This is a genomic window from Pseudanabaena sp. BC1403, from assembly GCF_002914585.1.
In the GTDB taxonomy this organism is placed as follows: domain Bacteria; phylum Cyanobacteriota; class Cyanobacteriia; order Pseudanabaenales; family Pseudanabaenaceae; genus Pseudanabaena.
In genome coordinates this window covers 120363-140226 of record NZ_PDDM01000012.1, presented here as the reverse complement: position 1 = coordinate 140226, position 19864 = coordinate 120363, and the positions used below count along the sequence as shown (strand labels likewise).

General features: G+C 41.9%; 16 protein-coding genes and 1 pseudogene. 13 read left to right on the top strand and 4 right to left on the bottom strand.

The features are described 5' to 3' along the window. Window positions 1–3 precede the first annotated feature (3 nt). A complete protein-coding gene (locus CQ839_RS12745; RefSeq protein WP_103668655.1) occupies window positions 4–573 on the top strand; it encodes a Uma2 family endonuclease in 570 nt (189 codons plus the stop codon). A gap of 24 nt (window positions 574–597) precedes the next feature. On the opposite strand, the gene hflX is transcribed toward CQ839_RS12745, so the two are convergent. Next, window positions 598–2268 (bottom strand): GTPase HflX, encoded by a 1671-nt coding sequence (gene hflX, locus CQ839_RS12740; protein WP_103668654.1) that lies wholly within the window; start codon window positions 2266–2268, stop codon window positions 598–600. A gap of 49 nt (window positions 2269–2317) precedes the next feature. Between hflX and CQ839_RS12735 the strand changes: the two genes are divergently transcribed. Together CQ839_RS12735 and CQ839_RS12730 are read left to right on the top strand one after the other, a co-directional pair. Further along, the gene (locus CQ839_RS12735) at window positions 2318–3052 is read left to right on the top strand and encodes a sirohydrochlorin chelatase (protein WP_103668653.1); all 735 of its coding nucleotides are present in this window, start codon (window positions 2318–2320) and stop codon (window positions 3050–3052) included. 23 nt (window positions 3053–3075) lie between these two features. Beyond that, window positions 3076–5613: an EAL domain-containing protein gene (locus CQ839_RS12730; protein WP_103668652.1), complete on the top strand. Its 2538-nt coding sequence runs from the start codon at window positions 3076–3078 to the stop codon at window positions 5611–5613. Window positions 5614–5688: 75 nt separating this feature from the next. On the opposite strand, the gene CQ839_RS12725 is transcribed toward CQ839_RS12730, so the two are convergent. The 3 genes and pseudogenes from CQ839_RS12725 to CQ839_RS26025 form a co-directional block, all read right to left on the bottom strand. Further along, entirely contained in the window at window positions 5689–5841 is a 153-nt protein-coding gene (locus CQ839_RS12725; protein WP_103668691.1) for a lmo0937 family membrane protein, read from the bottom strand. Window positions 5842–5957: 116 nt separating this feature from the next. Further along, window positions 5958–6140 (bottom strand): CsbD family protein, encoded by a 183-nt coding sequence (locus tag CQ839_RS12720; protein WP_103668651.1) that lies wholly within the window; start codon window positions 6138–6140, stop codon window positions 5958–5960. A 141-nt stretch (window positions 6141–6281) separates the two neighbouring features. Beyond that, window positions 6282–6604: pseudogene (locus CQ839_RS26025) on the bottom strand (sterol desaturase family protein); the annotation flags it as partial. A gap of 540 nt (window positions 6605–7144) precedes the next feature. Between CQ839_RS26025 and CQ839_RS12710 the strand changes: the two are divergent. The 10 genes from CQ839_RS12710 (at window position 7145) to CQ839_RS12665 (ending at window position 19658) form a co-directional block, all read left to right on the top strand. Beyond that, the gene (locus CQ839_RS12710; protein ID WP_103668650.1) at window positions 7145–9469 is read left to right on the top strand and encodes an NACHT domain-containing NTPase; all 2325 of its coding nucleotides are present in this window, start codon (window positions 7145–7147) and stop codon (window positions 9467–9469) included. Window positions 9470–9613: 144 nt separating this feature from the next. Beyond that, window positions 9614–10090: a hypothetical protein gene (locus CQ839_RS12705; RefSeq protein ID WP_103668649.1), complete on the top strand. Its 477-nt coding sequence runs from the start codon at window positions 9614–9616 to the stop codon at window positions 10088–10090. Window positions 10091–10217: 127 nt separating this feature from the next. Continuing rightward, on the top strand, window positions 10218–10712 hold the full coding sequence (locus CQ839_RS12700) for a hypothetical protein (RefSeq protein WP_103668648.1): 495 nt from the start codon (window positions 10218–10220) through the stop codon (window positions 10710–10712). 178 nt (window positions 10713–10890) lie between these two features. Next, complete coding sequence (locus CQ839_RS12695; RefSeq protein ID WP_103668647.1) at window positions 10891–12243, top strand: cytochrome P450; 1353 nt, start codon at window positions 10891–10893, stop codon at window positions 12241–12243. Between the two features lie 29 nt (window positions 12244–12272). Beyond that, window positions 12273–13859: a CHAT domain-containing protein gene (locus CQ839_RS12690; RefSeq protein ID WP_103668646.1), complete on the top strand. Its 1587-nt coding sequence runs from the start codon at window positions 12273–12275 to the stop codon at window positions 13857–13859. 127 nt (window positions 13860–13986) lie between these two features. Continuing rightward, window positions 13987–14172 (top strand): PCP reductase family protein, encoded by a 186-nt coding sequence (locus CQ839_RS12685; RefSeq protein WP_103668645.1) that lies wholly within the window; start codon window positions 13987–13989, stop codon window positions 14170–14172. Next, window positions 14169–15080 (top strand): N-acetylmuramic acid 6-phosphate etherase, encoded by a 912-nt coding sequence (murQ, locus tag CQ839_RS12680; RefSeq protein ID WP_103668644.1) that lies wholly within the window; start codon window positions 14169–14171, stop codon window positions 15078–15080. Before CQ839_RS12685 ends, murQ begins: the two co-directional genes overlap by 4 nt. Window positions 15081–15337: 257 nt before the next feature. Then, entirely contained in the window at window positions 15338–15652 is a 315-nt protein-coding gene (locus CQ839_RS12675; protein ID WP_103668643.1) for a DUF3067 family protein, read from the top strand. A gap of 232 nt (window positions 15653–15884) precedes the next feature. Then, complete coding sequence (locus CQ839_RS12670; protein WP_103668642.1) at window positions 15885–18665, top strand: GAF domain-containing protein; 2781 nt, start codon at window positions 15885–15887, stop codon at window positions 18663–18665. A 45-nt stretch (window positions 18666–18710) separates the two neighbouring features. Further along, window positions 18711–19658, top strand: coding sequence for a DUF1152 domain-containing protein (locus CQ839_RS12665; RefSeq protein WP_103668641.1), 948 nt, complete (start codon window positions 18711–18713; stop codon window positions 19656–19658). Window positions 19659–19864 lie beyond the last annotated feature (206 nt).

The window sequence follows — 19864 nt, the reverse complement described above, 5'->3', positions numbered from 1 at the left end:
ATTATGATAGCAGCACCAAAGTTTGATTACATCACTCCAGACGAATACCTCGCAATGGAAGAGAAAAGCGAAATTAAACACGAATATATTGATGGATATGTTTATGCGATGGCTGGCGCAAACGATCCCCATGTTACGATCTCATTAAACATGGCTTTTGTAATCCGCAATCATTTACGCGGCTCTAATTGCCGAGTCTATATGTCAGACATGAAAGCGAGAATAGATTTGTTAAATCGCTTTTATTATCCAGATGTGATGGTGACTTGCGATCCTAGAGATACACAATCACAAAATCAAAAGAGATTCCCAAAGCTAATCATTGAAGTTTTATCTAAATCTACTGAAGCGTTTGATCGTGGTGATAAATTTGCCGATTATCAACAAATAGAGAGTCTCGAAGAATATGTTTTAGTGAATACCAAACGTCAACGCCTTGACTGCTTTCGCCGCAATGAAGAAGGAATTTGGTTTTTAAAATCGTATTCTGGAGAGCAAGATATTTTTCAACTATCAAGCATTAACTTTGAAGGGAAATTTACGGATCTTTATGAAGATGTTTTATTCAGTTAGATGGCGCAAAGCACCATCTAACTGTTACAGTTCACCGATCGCATATTCGATCAACTTGAGCATAGACTTACTCATTTGCTCGAATCCTTGACGCTTGAGGGCAGAAATTGCGATCGCGTCAGGATATTTCTCTAGAATAGCCTTTGGATCTTCAACCGCATCGATTTTATTGAAAACTAATAAAATTGGACCAACAGCGATCGGCATATCTTTGAGGATTTTATCCACTGATTTGAGTTGATCTTCCCAAGCAGAATGAGAAGCATCGACTAGATGCACTAGTACATCAGCTTCTGATACTTCTTCGAGTGTGGCGCGAAAAGCATCAACAAGGGATTTTGGCAATTCATGGATGAATCCTACAGTGTCAGTAAGTAGAACCGTATGGATTTCATCATCTTCACCTGTAAGTCTGAGGCGGCGCGTGGTGGGATCGAGGGTGGCAAATAACTTGTCGGCAGCATAGACATCGGCTTTAGTCATAGCATTCAGCAAAGTCGATTTGCCAGCATTGGTATAACCAACGATCGCAACCGTAGGAACCTCTTGATCGACACGCTTTTGGCGAATGCGCGATCGCTGTGCTTGCAGATGATTAACTTGCTGCTGAAGGAACGTAATTCGCTTCTGGATTACACGGCGATCGGTTTCTAATTTAGTTTCACCAGGCCCGCGTGTGCCAATACCACCGCCGAGTCTGGATAGAGCTTGTCCATGTCCAGCTAATCGAGGTAAGCGATATTCGAGTTGAGCTAGCTCTACTTGTAACTTCCCTTCCGACGACTGAGCGCGTTGGGCAAAAATATCGAGAATTACTTCCGTGCGATCGCTAACTCGTAGACCGATCATTCTTTCGATATTGCGAGTTTGGGAAGCCGTGAGTTCGCGATCAAATACCACAAGATTTGCCCCTTTAGTCTGTGCGGCGATCGCTAGTTCTAATACCTTGCCTTCACCGAGAACGGTCTGAGGATGGGGGCGCTCGCGTTTTTGCCAGAGAGCATCTAACACTTTGCCGCCTGCGCTTTCCACCAAATGACCGAGTTCAATCATTGCAAAGGGCATGGAGTCAGATTTTTCTTTTTGATGCATCAATCCTACTAGCATCACCCGATCTTGATTGTCGTCGGTGGCGCGGCCAGCAAAATTACGGCTAAATTCTTCTTCTAGCCCTTCCACTAATTCTAAGAAATCTTGCTTCGCTAGCGCTTCAATCGTCAACAGTTTGGACACTCGCCAAGCATCCTGCTGTTCGGGTAATTCTGTATCTGTAGCTGGCAATAAATGAGCCAAATAGCCGCGCTCAGTATGACCTTTAAGATTTGCTGTCAAAATTACCAATGCATCAAGACGTTGCATCAACATCGCCGTTAAGTCGGTGGGATTGGGGTACTCAGCATCAGGACTTGAACAAATGCAGCGCAATCCACTGAGGCGATCGCTACCATAACGCGGTAATTCCAAGGGTGGGATCTTGGTTTGATTGGGTGTACCGATCGCGACACGGATCACCTGTCCGCGTCGATTGATATAGATGCAGATAGATTCTTTGAGCTCAGCACTTACTGCGGCAAGGCGTTGAGCTAATTCGGGTGTGACAAGGCTATCTTGAGGTAAGCGCGATCGATATAGCCGATCTAGTTGCTTTAATTGATGCGCCTTTAGTCCTTGAGTTTTTCCGTAAATAGTTTCGATATGCGTTACTCAGTATAATTGTCACTACAATTATACTGAGTATGATGCGATGAAAGCCGCAGCCCTTTTTTTGGTAACCCATGGCAGTAGCGATCGCCGTTCATGGATAGCATTACAAAATTTAGTCACAGTGGCGCGATCGCAAAGTGATCGCTATATCAGCGGCGGGTGTCTGGAAGGACAGGAACTTAGCCTATCGCAACAATTAGAAAAGTTTGCAACTGAGGTAATCAAAGTTGGCATTTCCGAAATTACGATCTTGCCTTTGTTCTTACTAGAAGGTGTGCATGTCAGCGATGATATTCCTGAACAAGTTGCGATCGCCCAAAGTAATTTACAAACAACATTTCCCGATTTGCTGCCAAATAAGCTTAGATTTCGGACAACAGCTCACTTAGGCACAGCTTTTCAGATTCCCAGTTTACTATTACAACACTTTGCGAAATATACTGAACAAAGTAAATTAGAAAATCAGGGACGCATTTTAATGGCGCATGGAAGTCGTCGGGCTGGGGCAAATCAAGTGGTTGAGGACTTGGCAAAACAGATTCAAGCGATCGCAGCCTACTGGGGAGTAGAGCCAAAAATTGAGACTCAAATCGAGAATTTAATATCACAGGGAACAAATAAAGTCACAGTGTTGCCGTATTTTTTAACCGAGGGTGGGATCACTGAAGCGATCTCTAATAAACTAAAACCATATAGCGATCGCATTCAGATTCAGCAGTTACCTGTGCCATTATCAAATGAGCAGATTGTAGATTTAGCATTGAAGTTCGCCTAGTAAGACCGACAAGGTAAAAAAAGTTGGCTGAAAGATATAAACATCTTAATCCCATATATCAAGAGATCCTCAAGCAAGAGCGTCTCAAAAACTTGATGCGAATTGCTAAATGCATCGAGAATAGTACTGTGGGTGTTTTTGAGACAACTCTAGATGACCAAATTCGGGGAATTAGCGTATCTTTTTGCGATTTATTAGGATATAGCTCTGAGCAAATTTGCCAACTTAAGTATGAGCAGATTTGTCATCCTGATGATTTATCCGCTTACTATTTTCTTAAGGAGCGATTGCTGTCGGGAGAAATTGATCATTGTTATATCAATGTGCGTTATATCCGTGAAGATGGACAAATTGTGCAAGTCCTCCAAAGCTCCGATCTTGATGTTAGCGGCTCGAAAGAGCCGCATTTTGTGAATCGATTTGAAGATATTACTGATTGGGAACGAACCGCGAAGAATCAGCAAGATTTTGAAAATCGGACTCGCTATCTATTCGAGAATAATCCAAACCCCATGTGGATTTATGATATGGAAACACTGGGCTTTTTGGCAGTAAATCAGGCTGCAATAAATCACTATGGCTATAGTGAAGATGAATTTCTATCGATGACATTGCAAGACATTCGTCCTTCTGAAGATATTCCAAAACTCTTAGAGGTGATCTCCAAGGTGTCAACTGGATTTAGTGTGCCTGAAGTATGGAGACATTGCAAAAAAGATGGCACACAGATTTTTGTGGATGTTTCAGCACATACGCTGGACTATCAAAATCGAAAATGCGAACTAATTTTAGTAAATGATGTCACTCAAAAAATACAGTCTGAAGAAGCACTCAAAAGGGCTGAAGCTAAGTATCGTGGTATTTTTGAACATGCGATCGAAGGGATTTTTCAGTCAACTGTTGATGGAAAATTTTTAATTGCCAATCCAATGTTAGCTGAAATATATGGATATGGATCTCCTGAAGATTTGATTACTAATCTTACGGATATCGAGCATCAACTTTATGTTGATCCTCAACGTCGGTTGGAGTTAATCAAACTTTTAGAAGAACAAGAGGAAGTTAAACTTTTTGAGTCTGAGGTTTATCGTCAAGACAAATCAATCATTTGGACTTCAGAGAATGTTCATGCAGTGCGGGATAAGGCTGGGAATATCCTCTATTTTGAGGGAACGGTTGAAGATATTACGGAAAGCAAGCGGGCTAAAGCTGAGATCGAACATCTCGCTTTTCATGACTCTCTCACCAATTTACCAAATCGTGTTCTTTTTCGCGATCGCCTTTCAACGGCTTTAGTAAATGCCCATGATCAATTGCAAATCTATCTCGATCACCATAGTATTTCCGAAATCAACATCATTCCACCAATATTAGCGGTAATGTTTCTTGATTTAGATCGCTTTAAGTTAGTAAACGACACGATGGGACATGCCGCAGGCGATCGCCTCCTTATTGAAGTTGCTAAAAGGCTGAGCGAATGCATGATTGATAAGACTTTCTTGGCACGGATGGGGGGAGATGAGTTTATGATTCTTGTCCCAGAGCTGCAAAGTGTAGAGTCAATTCAACAATTCGCCCAAATGATTTTACAATCCTTTGAAAACCCTTTCTTCGTCGAAGAAATGTCACTTTATATTGGTACTAGTATTGGCATTAGTCTCTATCCCAATGACGGTATAGATGAAGAGGCTTTGATGAAAAATGCTGATACCGCAATGTTTCGAGCGAAAGAGCGTGGGCGTAATCATTATCAACTCTATAACCATGCGATCGGGGCAAAAGTTAAGGAATATGTAGCGATCGAGTATGGGATTCGTCAAGCTCTGGAGCGTTCAGAGTTTCAGGTTTTCTATCAACCACAAATTAATCTTGTCACTGGCGAGGTTGATTGTATGGAGGCATTGGCACGATGGCTCCATCCTGAACTCGGGTGGGTTCCCCCTAATCAATTCATTCCAGCTGCGGAAGAGCATGGCTTGATCGTGCGCTTGGGCGAATGGGTGTTGCGAACTGCCTGTGAGCAAAATCGGGAATGGCAAAAGCAGGGATTACCACCAATTCGGATGGCAGTAAATTTCTCTGCAAAACAATTTCAAGTAATCGATCTTTGCGATCGCATTATGAAAATCCTTGCAGAGACAGATTTAGAGCCTCAATATTTAGAAATAGAAATTACTGAAAGCTTGGTAATGCAAGACCAACATATAACGATTACGATGTTAAAGGAGTTAAAATCCTTAGGAATGAGCGTATCGATTGATGATTTTGGGACTGGCTATTCTTCGCTGAGTTATTTACGATTGCTGCCTGTTAGTAAGGTCAAAATTGATGCTAGCTTTATTCGCGAAACTCCTCAGAATAAAGATGATGCCGCAATTACCTCAGCAATTATTGCAATGGCTCATAGTCTTAATCTTAGGGTGATTGCGGAAGGTGTAGAGCGCAAAGAGCAATTAGAATTTTTGCGATCGCTTGATTGTGAAGCCGTACAGGGCTATCTTTTCAGTCGTCCCGTTCCTGCCCATGAAGCTACTTTGTTACTACAAGCACAACTTAATTAGGACTTACTGAAAAAGCAACAAGGATAGGCGGCGCAAAGCGCCGCCTATCCCAACCTCTAGTTGAATATTGGTTGATTAGACTGTTCGCCCTATAAGTAAGTTGTAGACAATCCCAATCACTGCTAAAACCAAAAGTATATGGATTAAGCCGCCTCCAACGTTAATTGAGAATCCTAAAATCCAGAGAATAATAAGTACACCAACGCCAGTCCAGATTAGATTTAACATGATTTTCTCTTTCTCGTTAAAGTAAATTGATAGAAAATTGCTGATGCCATCCACATCATGGGTAGCTAAATCAATTGTTACAAATCTTGAACTGCAAGATTTGTAACAAAGAACTGCTAGTCAATAATTTTTTTGGCTTCGTCTTTGACATCTTCAGCAGCATGACGAACTTTTGCTTCAGCTTGCTTTGCCTTGCCTTCTAACTGATTTTTAGTGTCACCAGTCATATCTCCGACTGCTTCTTGCACTTTGCCTTCAACATTTTTAGCAGTTGCTGTAACTCTATTTTCTAAACTCATGATTGACTCCTTAATTTGGTTTGAGAACTATTTACCCGAGTCGAATTAATATCTCTGGGTTTCTAAAACCACTGTGACAGGCGAACGTTTGATTTTCTGAATGAATTGATTGAGTATGATACAAATTGTAATCACTCTTTATTATTTCTTAGGAGATTGTTCATTAAATCTCTTCTCATAACTAGTGTCTTGAGTATTTAACAATTTATCCCAGAAGGTGAAATAAAGACCATAATGGAAAGTGCACTTGAGATGATGAATTGAATGATGAGCAGACTCAATGAACCACTTACCTAGCCAATGGTAATGAAATGTAGTGGAATGATAAAGACAATCGCAACTAAAAAAAGAGAACTAATGATCGCTTCTAAGGAATCAAAAGAGAAGGATGTCTAAGGAGTGGGATAGCGCGAGCGGTGATGTCCTTGATGTAAGCAATGAAAAAGTGATGGGTGATGAAATAAAATGAGTGTGTGACAACAATTCTGTGAATTAAAAACAAAACCCCGTAAGGGTTTTAAAAATACAAAATGGCGTAGCCATTTTGCGTTTTGGTATTAAATGGTTTGTGGGAGTGTGCCATAAGCCGCACACTCTCACAAACTATTTAGGATTCCTATCCTAATATTATAGAAAATAAATCTGACCAAGAAAATCAACAGATAGCTCAAAATTGCATGGGCGATCGCTGTATTGTCTAGATCCAAGGGGCTTAATTACTATACTGTTTATATTTAATTAATGTTTCAGCCTTAACTGAAAGGGATGATTGACAATCCCTTTGCGCCTAAAAGGTTTACGGTCAAACGTTGTTAGGCAAAATTCACAAATGCTACCTATTGATACAAAACATAAATAGATAGTTAACTAAATACTTATTCGTGCTTTGAAGACGTATTGTTTGGATGTGATTAAGTTATACATACATTTCAATCGTATGTCTGACTTTTTAATTGCGATTTGGATAACGAAAGCATTAAAAAAGTATTGGAGCTTAACGACCTATGGCAAAGCGATCACTACAAACATCGTCATCTGGAGCCAAAAAAGCTAAACAGCAATTTATCGCTAAAGGATGGACACAGGAGTATCTAGCTAACGAAGTAGGAATTAAAACGAGACAACCAATTTGGCGTTTTTTTGCGGGACAAGCGATCGAACGTTATACATTTTTTGAGCTTTGTACAAGATTAGATTTGGATTGGCGAGATATTGCTCTTAACCCTCCATTAGACTATATTGATCGCACTGACAGCAATAAAACTATTGATGATATAGCAAACTTAGGAATAGATGCTTTGGTACAGATGGTGCGATCGCAACGAATGGATAAGATCAACCATCAATGCGGCATCTTGCAACTATTAGATATTAATCGTCCTGTTTCCATCGATCATATCTATATTGACGTAAATATTTTAGAGCAAATCTCTAGTCAGCAATGGTTAGAAGTCTCTGAAATCAATAGCCTCAAGCCAGAAGATATCGATCGCTTCGGATTAGGTGAAATCTCAGAAAGCCAGATTTCTGGTATGCAAGCAGTAGAAAAGTTTAACAAACTGCGCGTACTAGGCCGACCTGGATCTGGCAAGTCTACATTTCTCAAACATTTAGCAATGCAATGTAACAGCAATCAGTTTGGTTCGGATAAAATCCCTATCTTTATTGTATTGCGGGATTTTGCCGAAAGTTGTCAAGATAGTCATCATGCAGATTTATTAGAATATATCCATCAAGAGTTTCTCACCTCCGATATCTCCCAACCAGCGATCATTAAGAAACTCCTGCAAAGTGGTCGAGTTTTACTCTTAATTGATGGCATGGATGAAGTCTGCCATGAAGATGAGCATATTATTTTAAATGAGGTTCGTCGATTTTGCGACAAATATCATCGAAATCAGTTTGTTGTAGCTTGTCGCACGGCGGCTCAGAGGCTATCACTCAATGGATTCACTGACGTAGAGATTTCTCCATTTACCGAAACCCAAATAGTTGCTTTTGCTCAGAAATGGTTCGTCGAATTTAGCAGAACGAATGAATCAAAGGGTCTGGTGACTGCATCAGAGTTTATGGAAAAGTTGGAATTACCAGAAAATTGGCGATTTCGCCGACTGGTTACCACGCCACTATTTTTGCATTTAGCCTGCTCCATATTTCAACGCCAAGATAAGTTTCCTCTGAAGCAAGCGGAATTTTATAAGCAAGGTATGGATCTGCTACTAGGGAAATGGGATGAAGCAAGAGGCATTGAAAGGGATCAAGTATATCAAGGATTTTTGCTGCCGCAGAAGCTGAAGCTATTGAGTCAAATCGCCTCAGCCACCTTTGAGAAAGGTCAGTACTTTTTTGAAGAAGGTGTGATTGAGCAACATATCAGTGACTATATGCAAGCTCTCCCTGATGCAAGTACCGATCCTGAAGAGATTCAACAAGCAAGTGCGTCAATACTTAGGGCGATCGAATCTCAACATGGGCTTCTAGCCGAACGGGCACGCGGGATCTTCTCATTCTCCTATTTGGCGTTACAAGAATATTTCACGGCACGAAAGATCGTCGCTAGTCATAATCTCCAATCATTAGGCGACTCTTTGCAGGGACTTGTAAACCATATTACCGATCCCTATTGGCGAGAAATCTTTTTGCTGACCGCAAGTATGCTCCGCAGTGCTGACGGATTAGTGGAGTTAATGAAGCAACAAATTGATGCCCTTGTCTCTAAAGATCCTTATCTGCAAGAGTTTTTGACTTGGGCAAACAAAAAAGCAGAAAGTAATCCCCCTGAATCTAAACCTGCTACAGAACGCGCTTTTTATTTGGCTTTGTCCCGTACACCGCATCTAGTGACTGATTTCGTTCTAGCCTGTACCTTAGATAAAGGTGCATTATTAGATGCGGCTTTAGATGACTTATTACATGAATGTGTGTTAAACAAGAGCAAGGACTTTGCCTGTGTCCATGCCTGTAGCGATGCCCTGAGCAATATTTTAGGGATGGTGGTAGATTTAGGATTCCATAAATCGCTACAACAACTTAGTGATAAATTACCCAATGGCGATCACAGTAAAACCAGTTTTGAGAAATGGTGTAAAAACAACTATGCGGCTTGGGTAAAGCAGTTGCATGAGTCGATCGCCACCCATCGCGACATTGGTAATCAATGGGACTTTAATCCTAATCAGCATATGGTATTACAAAGCTATTACGACGCTAATCAGTTACTACTCGATTGCCTCAATAGTGATTGCGAAGTCACAACGGGCATTCGTGAAGAAATAGAAGCAAGTTTATTGTTGCCACAAAAAGAACTAGAAATCCGCGAATGGAAGTAATGGAGAAAGATATACCCTATGGGTATATCTTTCTCCATTACTTTCATAAGTTTTGCAATGAAGTCATTCAATTTCTTGATCTCAAACATCAAGTCAATCATTGCTTTGACAAAGTAGTTTATAGAAATCTTTAGGAGATACTCTATGACTATATCAACTGAGCAAAAAACTATGCCTGACGAAATTAATCAGGCTCATGGTCAAACAGTCGATACTGAAGGCTTACTCAATAACTATGCGATCGAGCCAGAAATGTATGAAGAAGATGGCAACTCTCTATCCGAATTAATCAATAGAGTCACTGTAGTTGATATCTTTGGTTCTGAAGAAGAAGCTCAAAATGCTGTGTTGTCAATGGAGCAAAAAGGTCTGCGAGTTACGAATATGTCGATCGTGGCTAAAACCTATCAAGACCCTAAAAGCTCAATAAATTGGAAAACCATTACTGCGGAAGGTGGATTGGCTGCGGTTTTAACCAAATTAGGAATCAGCAAGCAGTCAATTTCAAAATTCGTAGAAGCTGTTGACAATGGTCAGTTCTTGGTGATCGAGATTGGCAACGATCGCGAAGCTACTCAAGTACAGCATGTCCTAGAAAAAGCTGGACATACCATGCAGTAAAGGCGGTGCATTAACCACAATTCGTAGGGGCAATTCATGAATTGCCCCTACGAATTGTGGTTAATGCGTAAGTCCTAATGAATCAGAATTTCTATATTCCAATTCTAAATATTTAGGGAGAGAATTGATGATGATGCGAACTCAGTACAAAACTATTAATTCTGATCATGCGAGTAATCTGGGAATGGAGGATGTCCACACAGAAACTAGTGCAAGGTTGCCAAACAATTATGCGATCGCGCCAGAGATGGATGCAGAAAATGGCAATGCCTCATCATCAAAAAAAATATTTACTGTGGTAGATACATTCCCTTCGAGGCTAGAAGCGAGAAAAGCCATATCGGAACTACAACGTCAAGGCTTACACTCTTCTCAGATTGTCGTTATTACTAAGAATTATCAAGAACATGAAAATTCAATGAACTGGGAATATATTGCTGCGGATGATAGTTTACAAGCAGTTTTAACAGGTTTAGGAATTGATATTCATGACGTTTCGCAATTTGAATATGCAGTTAAAAAGGGTAAATTTTTGGTGGCAGCAATTGTTACCGAACATTCCGCCAGTCAGGCTCAATATCTTTTAGAAAACATTGGACATAGAGTTATCTCCGTTTATTAAGTACCTTGAAACCAAAAAGGCAAAGCGATCGCATTGCGATCGCTTTGTCTTTTTTAAGACAGATCTTCTGTAGGGTGTGTTAGCGTCAGCGTAACGCACCCTACGAAATGCTTTGCGCTGCAACTCTATTTTGATGCTTGATATAAAATAGAAAAAACTCAAATCACATAGAGTAAATATGCTCACAGCTATTAACCAAATCGATACCATCTCATTATTTCAACAAATTCAATGGGTTGCCGATCCTGTGGGTTATATGGAGACAGCGGCGAGAAAATATCCAGATATTTTTACCTCTCAGATTATTGGCTTTGGCAACGCGATCGTATTCCTGAACGAACCTCAAGCCATTCAGCAGATGCTAACCAACGATCGCAAACAATTTAGCGCTCCTGGGGAATTGAATGGAATTTTAAAGCCTATATTGGGCGACGCATCGGTGATGATGCTAGATGGCGATCTTCACAAAAAACGGCGACAGCTGGTAATGCCTGCTTTTCATGGCTCACGAATGCAAAATTATGGGCAGTTGATTTTTGAAGTAACTACCAAAGTATTCAACAACTTATATGCCAATAAAACTATAAATAGCAGCTTTCTCGTCCGCAATGCCATGCAGGATATTTCGCTGCAAATTATCTTGCAAGCAGTATTTGGTTTGTATGAAGGCGATCGCTGTCAGCAACTTAAAAGGCTAATGAGTCAAATGACGGAACTATTCAATTCCCCATTTACCTCAGCAGCCCTATTTTTTCCTTCTCTACAAAAAGATCTAGGTGCTTGGAGTCCTTGGGGAAATTTTGTCCGTCAGAAACAACAAATTGATCAATTAATCTATGCAGAAATAGCAGAACGTCATGCTAACCCTGAACCAAGTCGTACTGATATTCTCACAATGCTATTATCTGCAAGTCATGAAGATGGGAATGGAATGACGGATGCTGAAGTCCATGATGAACTTCTAGCCTTGTTACTGGCGGGGCATGAAACTACAGCAACAGCAATGTCTTGGGCTTTGTATTGGATTCATAGTTTGCCAGATGTTAAAGAGAAACTACTAAAAGAGTTAAAAAACGTAACCGATCCAATGGATTGGATGAGCATTTTTCGATTGCCATACCTGACCGCAGTTTGTAATGAAACTTTGCGGATTCATCCTGTGGCGATGCTGACTTTTCCTAGAGTTGTTGTAGAACCTGTGGAACTATTGGGACACAAACTGGAGTCAAATACAATTGTGATTGGTTGCATCTATCTCTTACATCATCGTGAAGAATTGTATCCTGATGCCGAACAATTTAAACCAGAGCGGTTTCTCGATCGCCAATTTTCTCCCTATGAGTTTATGCCCTTTGGCGGTGGTGTAAGGCGCTGTGTGGGTGAGGCATTAGCCCAATTTGAAATGAAGATCGTTTTGGCAACAATTCTCTTAAATTATGATTTGGAGTTAAGCGATCGCAAACCAGTTAAGCCACAACGCCGAGGTGTGACTCTTGCCCCTGCGGGTGGCATCAAAATGACTTTAAAATAGATCTTAAGGAAGTTTGGGAGCAAACTCGTATGCGATATTTTCTGTTATGGTTTCTTTCCTTAATGTTTGCGATGATGTCGCTAAGTTTGCCCAAACCTGCGCGATCGCAATCTAATTCCCCATCGCAATTTCCTGATTCCCCTTCCCGAAATCCTTCTAGCGGCAGCTTTAATCCGTTAATACTTTTAAATCTGATCAATTCCTTAAGTCGCTCTGGCAATAACGACCAACAGCAAGTTGATTTGTCCCCTGACATCGCTGAAATTCGTGGACAAATTGGTCGCTTGTATTTTCTCTTAGCGAGGCAATATGCTGCTCAGAACCAATTGCCTCAAGCATGTAATGCTCTCGAAAAAGGATATAGCGCCGAATTAGAGGCTTATTTACTCAAACGGATGCGATCGCTAAAGCCTGACAGTGATGACTGCTATGCCTCAGAGGTGCAGCGCATCTCACAACTGACAGGAAGTCCGACCGCCCTGATTTATGTCACTACTTCTAAAGGTGGTTTAGAACTAATTGGCGTACCGCCATCTAGTCCCAACCGACCTGCGGGAATATTCTCACGCACTCGAATTGGGGCAAAGTCGTTACAAGAAAAAGTTGGTATACCGATCGCTCAAACCAATCAAAGCAACGGCACTCCCTTTCGGAAGGTTGCGTACAATGTCACCACGGAAGAAGTCGATCGCGTGATCATTGACTTTCGCAATAATTTACGTGATACCAGTTCCAATGACTTTTTACCGCAGTCACAGCAGCTTTATGACTGGGTGGTGCGCCCGATGGAACCTGAGCTAGAAAAGGCACAGGTCAAAACACTGGTATTCGTGATGAATGGTAATTTGCGCGTAGTGCCGCCCGCCGCCTTTCATGATGGCAAGCGTTATCTCGTCGAGAAATATGCGGTTGTGACGATTCCATCATGGCAGTTAACGGAACCAAATCATCCCGATCGCGCTCTGACTCCGCAAATCTTAGCTATGGGACTGTCTGAATCTGTCGAAGGCTGGTCACCATTGCCAGCAACGAAAGTAGAGGTTGAGACGATATCATCACAGGTACTAGTTGGCAAAACCTTTATGAATAGTGCCTTTACCAAGGATAATCTGCGATCGCAAATCAGTAGTCAAAATTTTGGGATTATCCATCTAGCGACCCATGCCAAATTTGTCAAAAATTCACCACAGGAATCTTTCATTCAATTTTGGGGCGATCGCTTGCAAATGAATCAAATCTCCAAAATGAATCTCGTCACCGATCTCTTAACTCTCAGTGCTTGTGAAACTGCCGTTGGTCAAAATCTCGGCTTAGCAGGTTTGGCAGTAGATTCTGGTGCTAAAAGCGTTTTGGCTTCTCTATGGACAGTCAGCGATGCAGGCACGGCTCCCTTGATGATTCGTTTTTATCGTGGCTTACCCACCGCACCGAGTAAAGCGATCGCTTTGCAAGAGGCTCAGTTAGCATTTTTGCGCGGTGAAGTAACAATTAAGAATAATCAGATTATTGGGGTGAAAGGATTCCCAAATATTCCCTTTCTCATTGATACCAGAGGCGTTGATCTGAAGCATCCTTTCTTTTGGTCTTCATTCACCTTGATTGGTAACTGGTTATAAATACAGAAAATACAGCGCAAAGCGCTGTATTTTCTGTTTTATAACAGGATTGTAAATCTACGCGAAGTAAATTTTGATGAAAACGAAGGGAATGGCATACTAGCGATCGCTAATTATCGAAAAGATCATGCAAAATCCAGATTATTTTGAAAGCTTAACTTGGACAGCAGAAGCAAAAATCAAGTACAAAAATATTCCCTACTTTGTGCGAGCGCAGGCTCGCCTGAAAATCGAGCAACTAGCTCAAGCCGCAGGTAGTGATACGATCACCGCAGAAATTGTCGAAAAAGCAAGGATTGAGTTTGGCCAGTGAATAATGTTTTAAAGAGTGGCGATCGCGGTTATTTGTTAACCGAGCAAGCAAATCCCCATAGTCAAAATCTGGATCGGCTCAGTGCCTTAGAAATTGTCGAACTTTTTAATCAAGAAGATGCCAAGGCTGTTGCCGCAGTCGGACAAGAAAAGGAAGCGATCGCGGCAGCGATTACCTGCATTGCTGAAGCGATCGCTAATAGCGGCAGATTGTTTTATGTTGGTGCTGGCACAAGTGGACGACTTGGTGTCCTTGATGCTGCCGAATGTCCACCCACCTTTTGCAGTGATCCTGAGTTGATTCAAGGCATCTTGGCGGGTGGGATGAACGCAATGGTACGCAGCTCTGAAGCCCTTGAAGATCGCGAAGATGATGGTGCAGCAGCGATCGCGGAAAGAAATATTAGCGATCGCGATGTTGTTTTTGGCATTACCGCAGGCGGAACCACACCCTATGTTCATGGAGCGCTCAAGGAAGCCCACAAACGTGGTGCAAAAACGATCTTTTTTTGCTGTGTACCGCCTGACCAATTTCCGATTCAGTACGATATTGAGATTCGTCCGCTAGTTGGGGCAGAGATCTTGGCGGGATCTACCAGACTTAAAGCAGGGACAGCGACAAAATTAGTTTTAAATACGGTTTCGACAGGGGTAATGGTGCAGCTAGGCAAGGTCTATGGCAATCGGATGATTGATGTCTCTGTCACCAATAGCAAGCTCGAAGATCGGGCTATTCGGATTATTCGTGATCTCACCTCACTCAGTCGTGAGGAGGCTGCAAAATTACTAGAGCGATCGGGCAAACGAGTAAAATTAGCTTTGCTAATGCATTGGAAGGGCGTAGATGTCGCCACCGCCGAGCAATTGTTGCAAAATACTCAAGGTCATCTTGGAAAAGCCATGATGTAGATGAGGGCGCTTTACTCCCTCATCTACATTATTCGCTAGTGCAACACCAGTAATTCTCATTATAAAAATAGGTTTCATACCAATTCACAAAAGTGTGGCAACACTTTCGTGGATTAAAAACCAAACCCCGTAAGGGTTTTGGAAACACAAAATGGCGTAGCCATTTTGTGTTTTGGTATCATAAGGAGAATTGCTGGTGAAACACTTCACAAATAGCTGTTTAAAGTAAGATATGTTAAGCAAAAAATGTAGAAACTATGACAGGCGCAGAACTTCGTCAGGCGATCGCCAATAAATGGGACTACTCCTATGACGTACAATTACGCAAAACCCAAGGCAAAATTTTCTTGCAGGTAATGTGGCGCTATCAAGAGCAACAGTCTTTTTCGATGAGTGAGACAGAATTTATTCAACATCTTGATGTGATTGCCTCATATCTCAGCGATTGGGCTGTAGTTGATCAAGTTCAAAAATTTATCGAAATTACCAAAGAACGCCCCCGTCTCGGTAAAGCTGTCAGCATTCCACTGCAAATTGGTGAGCGATCGCTAGAATGGCTCATAGGAAATTAATAAACCAAGAGTTGGTAATTTGCGCCGAACTGCCAATTCTTGTTCCTAAGAGAGTAAATGCTATAAAAGTTAATACAATCAATAAAAGTATGATGTGTTGCTGACTTTCTAAGCTAAAGATTGTACGATTGTGTTGTAATACTTTTTATATCCTTAAATTTTCAAAAAATTTCATTTTATTAAGTTACATCGCTCTAGCCATTCCTAAGTCTAAATACGTCAGGGCAAAAATATGAGTCAAGCAGGAGCTAACCCATGGGATCGCCAATTTGTTAACCTTGGGCGAATCATGCAGTTCTTGCGTGATGAAGATAGTATTGACAACCTATTGATGGCAACTCTCGATTATCTTCGAGACAATTTTGAGTACAAGCTGCTCTGGATTGGACTTTATGACGCAGAAAACCATCGACTTACAGGTAAAGGTGGTACAACGCCTGCTGGTGAAATTAAATTTTTAAAAGAGCGGTTTAATCTCAATGCAGGCGATTTGCTCGATCAGGTGATTTTGCAACGTAAGCCTGTGCCGATCGCTGATCTACGTCAAGAGAAACGTAGTGGTGAATGGCAAAAATTAGCCCAAAAATTTGATATCCAAGGCACTTTGTTTTGGCCGATCTATCATCGCGATCGCAGTTTTGGAGTGGTCATCTTAGGCTCCAGTCTGTGGAATGTCACCCCACGCAATGAAGAAAGAGCCAGACTCTCTGTTGTGCTTGGTGCGCTTGGCTCGACCCTAAGCCGTCTTGATGACGATTGGCATCATCACAATACCAAGCGTCCTGATGAACCCCTACTGCAAATCCTCTCAAAAATTCGGAATGTGCCAGCACTAACTGAACGGCTTGAAGAGATTGTTCAGGAAACCCATAATTTTGTTATGCCAGATCACACCAATATTTATTGGTTTGAACGCGAACATCAATATTTTTGGCGGCGGATTGCCAATCGTCAGCCAGGCCCCAAAATCAAGCAAGCAGTTGACAATACGGCTGGAGTCACAGTCCAAAATGCCCCTAGTTTGTATCAGGCTCTATCTAAAGATCAGGTGGTGGTGGTAGTTGATGCTAAGTCCATGACCAAGGGCGAGGTTAGCAATCGAGTTATGGAACAATTTGGAGCAGTTTCTATAATTATTGCGCCCATATTTTTCCAATCAGAACTGTTAGGCTTTTTGTCAGTAGAAGGAGATGAGCCTCGGCTCTGGACTGATGACGAGCGAAATTTTGTCCGTGGTGCTGCGCAACTTGCCGCCATTACTGCGCCTTTGGAAGAAATGGAAGTAACTCTTGATCGCATTGCTTCTGATCAAATTCTTACCGCAGGAATTGCCAGAGCTATATATTCAGACAACGATTGGCAAAGCGCCCTCGATCAAGCTGCGGAACAGTTATGCCAGCGACTAGGACTAGAACGTTTTTGGGTGGCAACCTATGACAAAGACAATGACATGTTTCGGATCGATTTTCAGTACCATCCCAAAAATCGTCGCCCCCTTCCTAATCTTTTGCCAGGTCTAGCTCCTGTTGATGTGCAGATGATGGAGCAGTCTGTAGATGCTGCAACTGTAGAGAATCTCGACAGCGATTTTAAATTTCTGTCATGGCGAAATTCATTAATTGATCTTGATGTGCGATCGATGATCGTCAGTAGTACTTCGGTTGGGAAGGCTCTCGAAGGTATTCTCGCAGTTGCCCATGAAGCCCCACGTACATGGTCGCGCCCAGAAAGAGAAATGGTGCAAGCTGTTGCTCAGCAAATTGGATTAATCGTTCACCAAAATGAGTTGCAGCGCTTATCCGATGAACGCCAAAAGTCTCATCAAGCTGTTCAGTTTGGTTTAGTCGCACTCCAACAATGCAATGCTCTTGAGAAGTTGCATCATACGGCGACGCAATTAATGGCGCAGGTTACGCAATCCCCTCTTGCCGTATTAGTAGTATGGCTACCAGGTCGGCAAGGCGGACAAATAGCTTCAGTGTTTGCTAGTCGTGATGAGTATCAGCTCACGATTAGCGAAACCCTACTTGCGATCGAAGAAGATCCGCTGGCACAGTGGGCGATTCAAAGTGAAGGAATTCTGCCTCTAAGTATTCATGACTTACCAGAACAGACTAAGGCTTGGCTAAATGCGCCTGCTCTTGGACATTTATTAGTAACTGCATTACGCACAACTCCCGATCACCAGCCAACTGGAATGATTTTGGTTGCCGATCGCGTAGGACGGCGTTGGGTTGATCGCCAGTTACAGGCATTTAATATGTTGGCAAATCAACTATCTTGGTCTCGTCGCCACCTATTACTAGTCGATCATCTCAAACACAATCGTCAAGAACTGGAACGCCTTAATTGGTACAAGCATCGTCGTTTGGAAGATATCTATCGTACGGTTAGTTCGGGTGTCCAGCGTTTGTTGGATGCTGATGCTCGTGCTAATGGAACTGGAGGCATCAACAACATTACCTTACAAAGTTCTCTTAAACAATTACAGGGTTCTCTATCTCCACTCCCACAGATTATCCGCAAAGAGCAATGGCGCTTACGTCCCAACTATGAGACTGCTCCTTTAGCAGGTATGCTCAAACGGGCTTTAGAAAGAGTAGATACGCTCATAAAGCAACGCCAAATATGGTCGCAGGTACATAACCAAGCCAATGTGGTGGTTGGTGGTGACATCGCTAAGATGGAGATGATCTTAAACGAGTTGCTGCTATTTGCCTGTGGGCGATCGGATGTTGGCGGCAGAATTGATCTTTGGTGTCGTCAAATAGATGAAAAGCTTCTAGAGCTATCAATCACCGATTATGGTGTGGTTGATGCATCTTTATTACAGGAGTTACATCAAGGCAGAGCGATCGATCCTCTATCTCCATCGCTATTAGATCAGCCCCCTGGATTGCATCTTGCAATCTGCCAGACTCTTATGATGGAGGCTGGAGGAGAACTCTCTCTCTATCAACTAGAAGACAATCGCATTCTCAGTCGTCTAATTTTGCCTCTTTCTAGTTCATAACTCGTATTACATGGGAGTTCATAAAGCCCTCACCCCAAATTTATTGTGAATTTATTCAATTTGCCACTTTTTACAGAACTGGAACAGGCGAAGACCATTCTCTTAAGTGGAGCAGGAGGTGGATTTGACATTTTTTGTGGACTGCCACTCTACTTCAGTTTAAAAGCATTAGGCAAAACAGTCTATCTTGCAAATTTGTCATTTTCTTCTCTCCCAAATGATCAACCAAGATTATCACCATCCCTGCTTAAAGTGACAGCAGATACTCCTCGTCCTCGCAATTACTTTCCCGAACAACATCTAGCAGCTTGGTTTCGCCAACAAGGGCAAGAAACTCCCATTTATTGTTTTGAGAACACTGGTTTTAAGCCCCTTCTAGCTAGTTACCAAGCTTTGGTTGAAGAGTTATCGATAGATACGATTATTCTAGTGGACGGAGGCACGGACAGTTTAATGCGCGGAGATGAAATAGGTCTAGGTACACCGCACGAAGATGTCGCAAGTATCGCCGCAGTGGATGAACTTGCTATTGAACGAAAATTATTGGTTTGTTTGGGATTTGGTATCGATCGCTATCATGGTGTCTGCCATGCTCACGTACTTGAAGGTATTGCAGAATTAATTGGGAGTGGTGGATTTTTAGGGGCATTTTCCTTACTTCAGGAGATGGATGAAGTAATACAGTATAAAGAGGCAAGTGAGTATGTTTTTCAAGCAATGACAGAACATATTAGCATTGTCAATAGTTCTATAATTTCAGCCCTAATGGGTCACTATGGGGATTATCACACCTCTACCAGAACGAAAGGAAGCAAGCTTTGGATTAATCCTTTAATGAGTCTGTATTGGTGCTTTCGATTGCCCCAAGTTGCAAAGCGGATCATTTACCTTGATGCCATGAAGCAAACAAACACCTACACAGACATCATGTTTTTGATTGAAGGTCTAAATAGGGGTAACAACATCCGAAAATGGGAAGATATACCTGTATAGATATATAGCAATCCCTGATTGACTGACAAAACTGTTGAAATCCGCATTTAACCGTAGGGGCAGGTTTTGCTAAAAGCTTTGCTGTAAGCCAATCACGGATCTACTAAACCTGCCACTACAGAGATCTGTCAGTCAATCAGATAGCAATCCTAAATCATTGGTAGATTTTCTGTTTGTGTAAGAGCGCTCCCGAAAGGAGCGCTCTT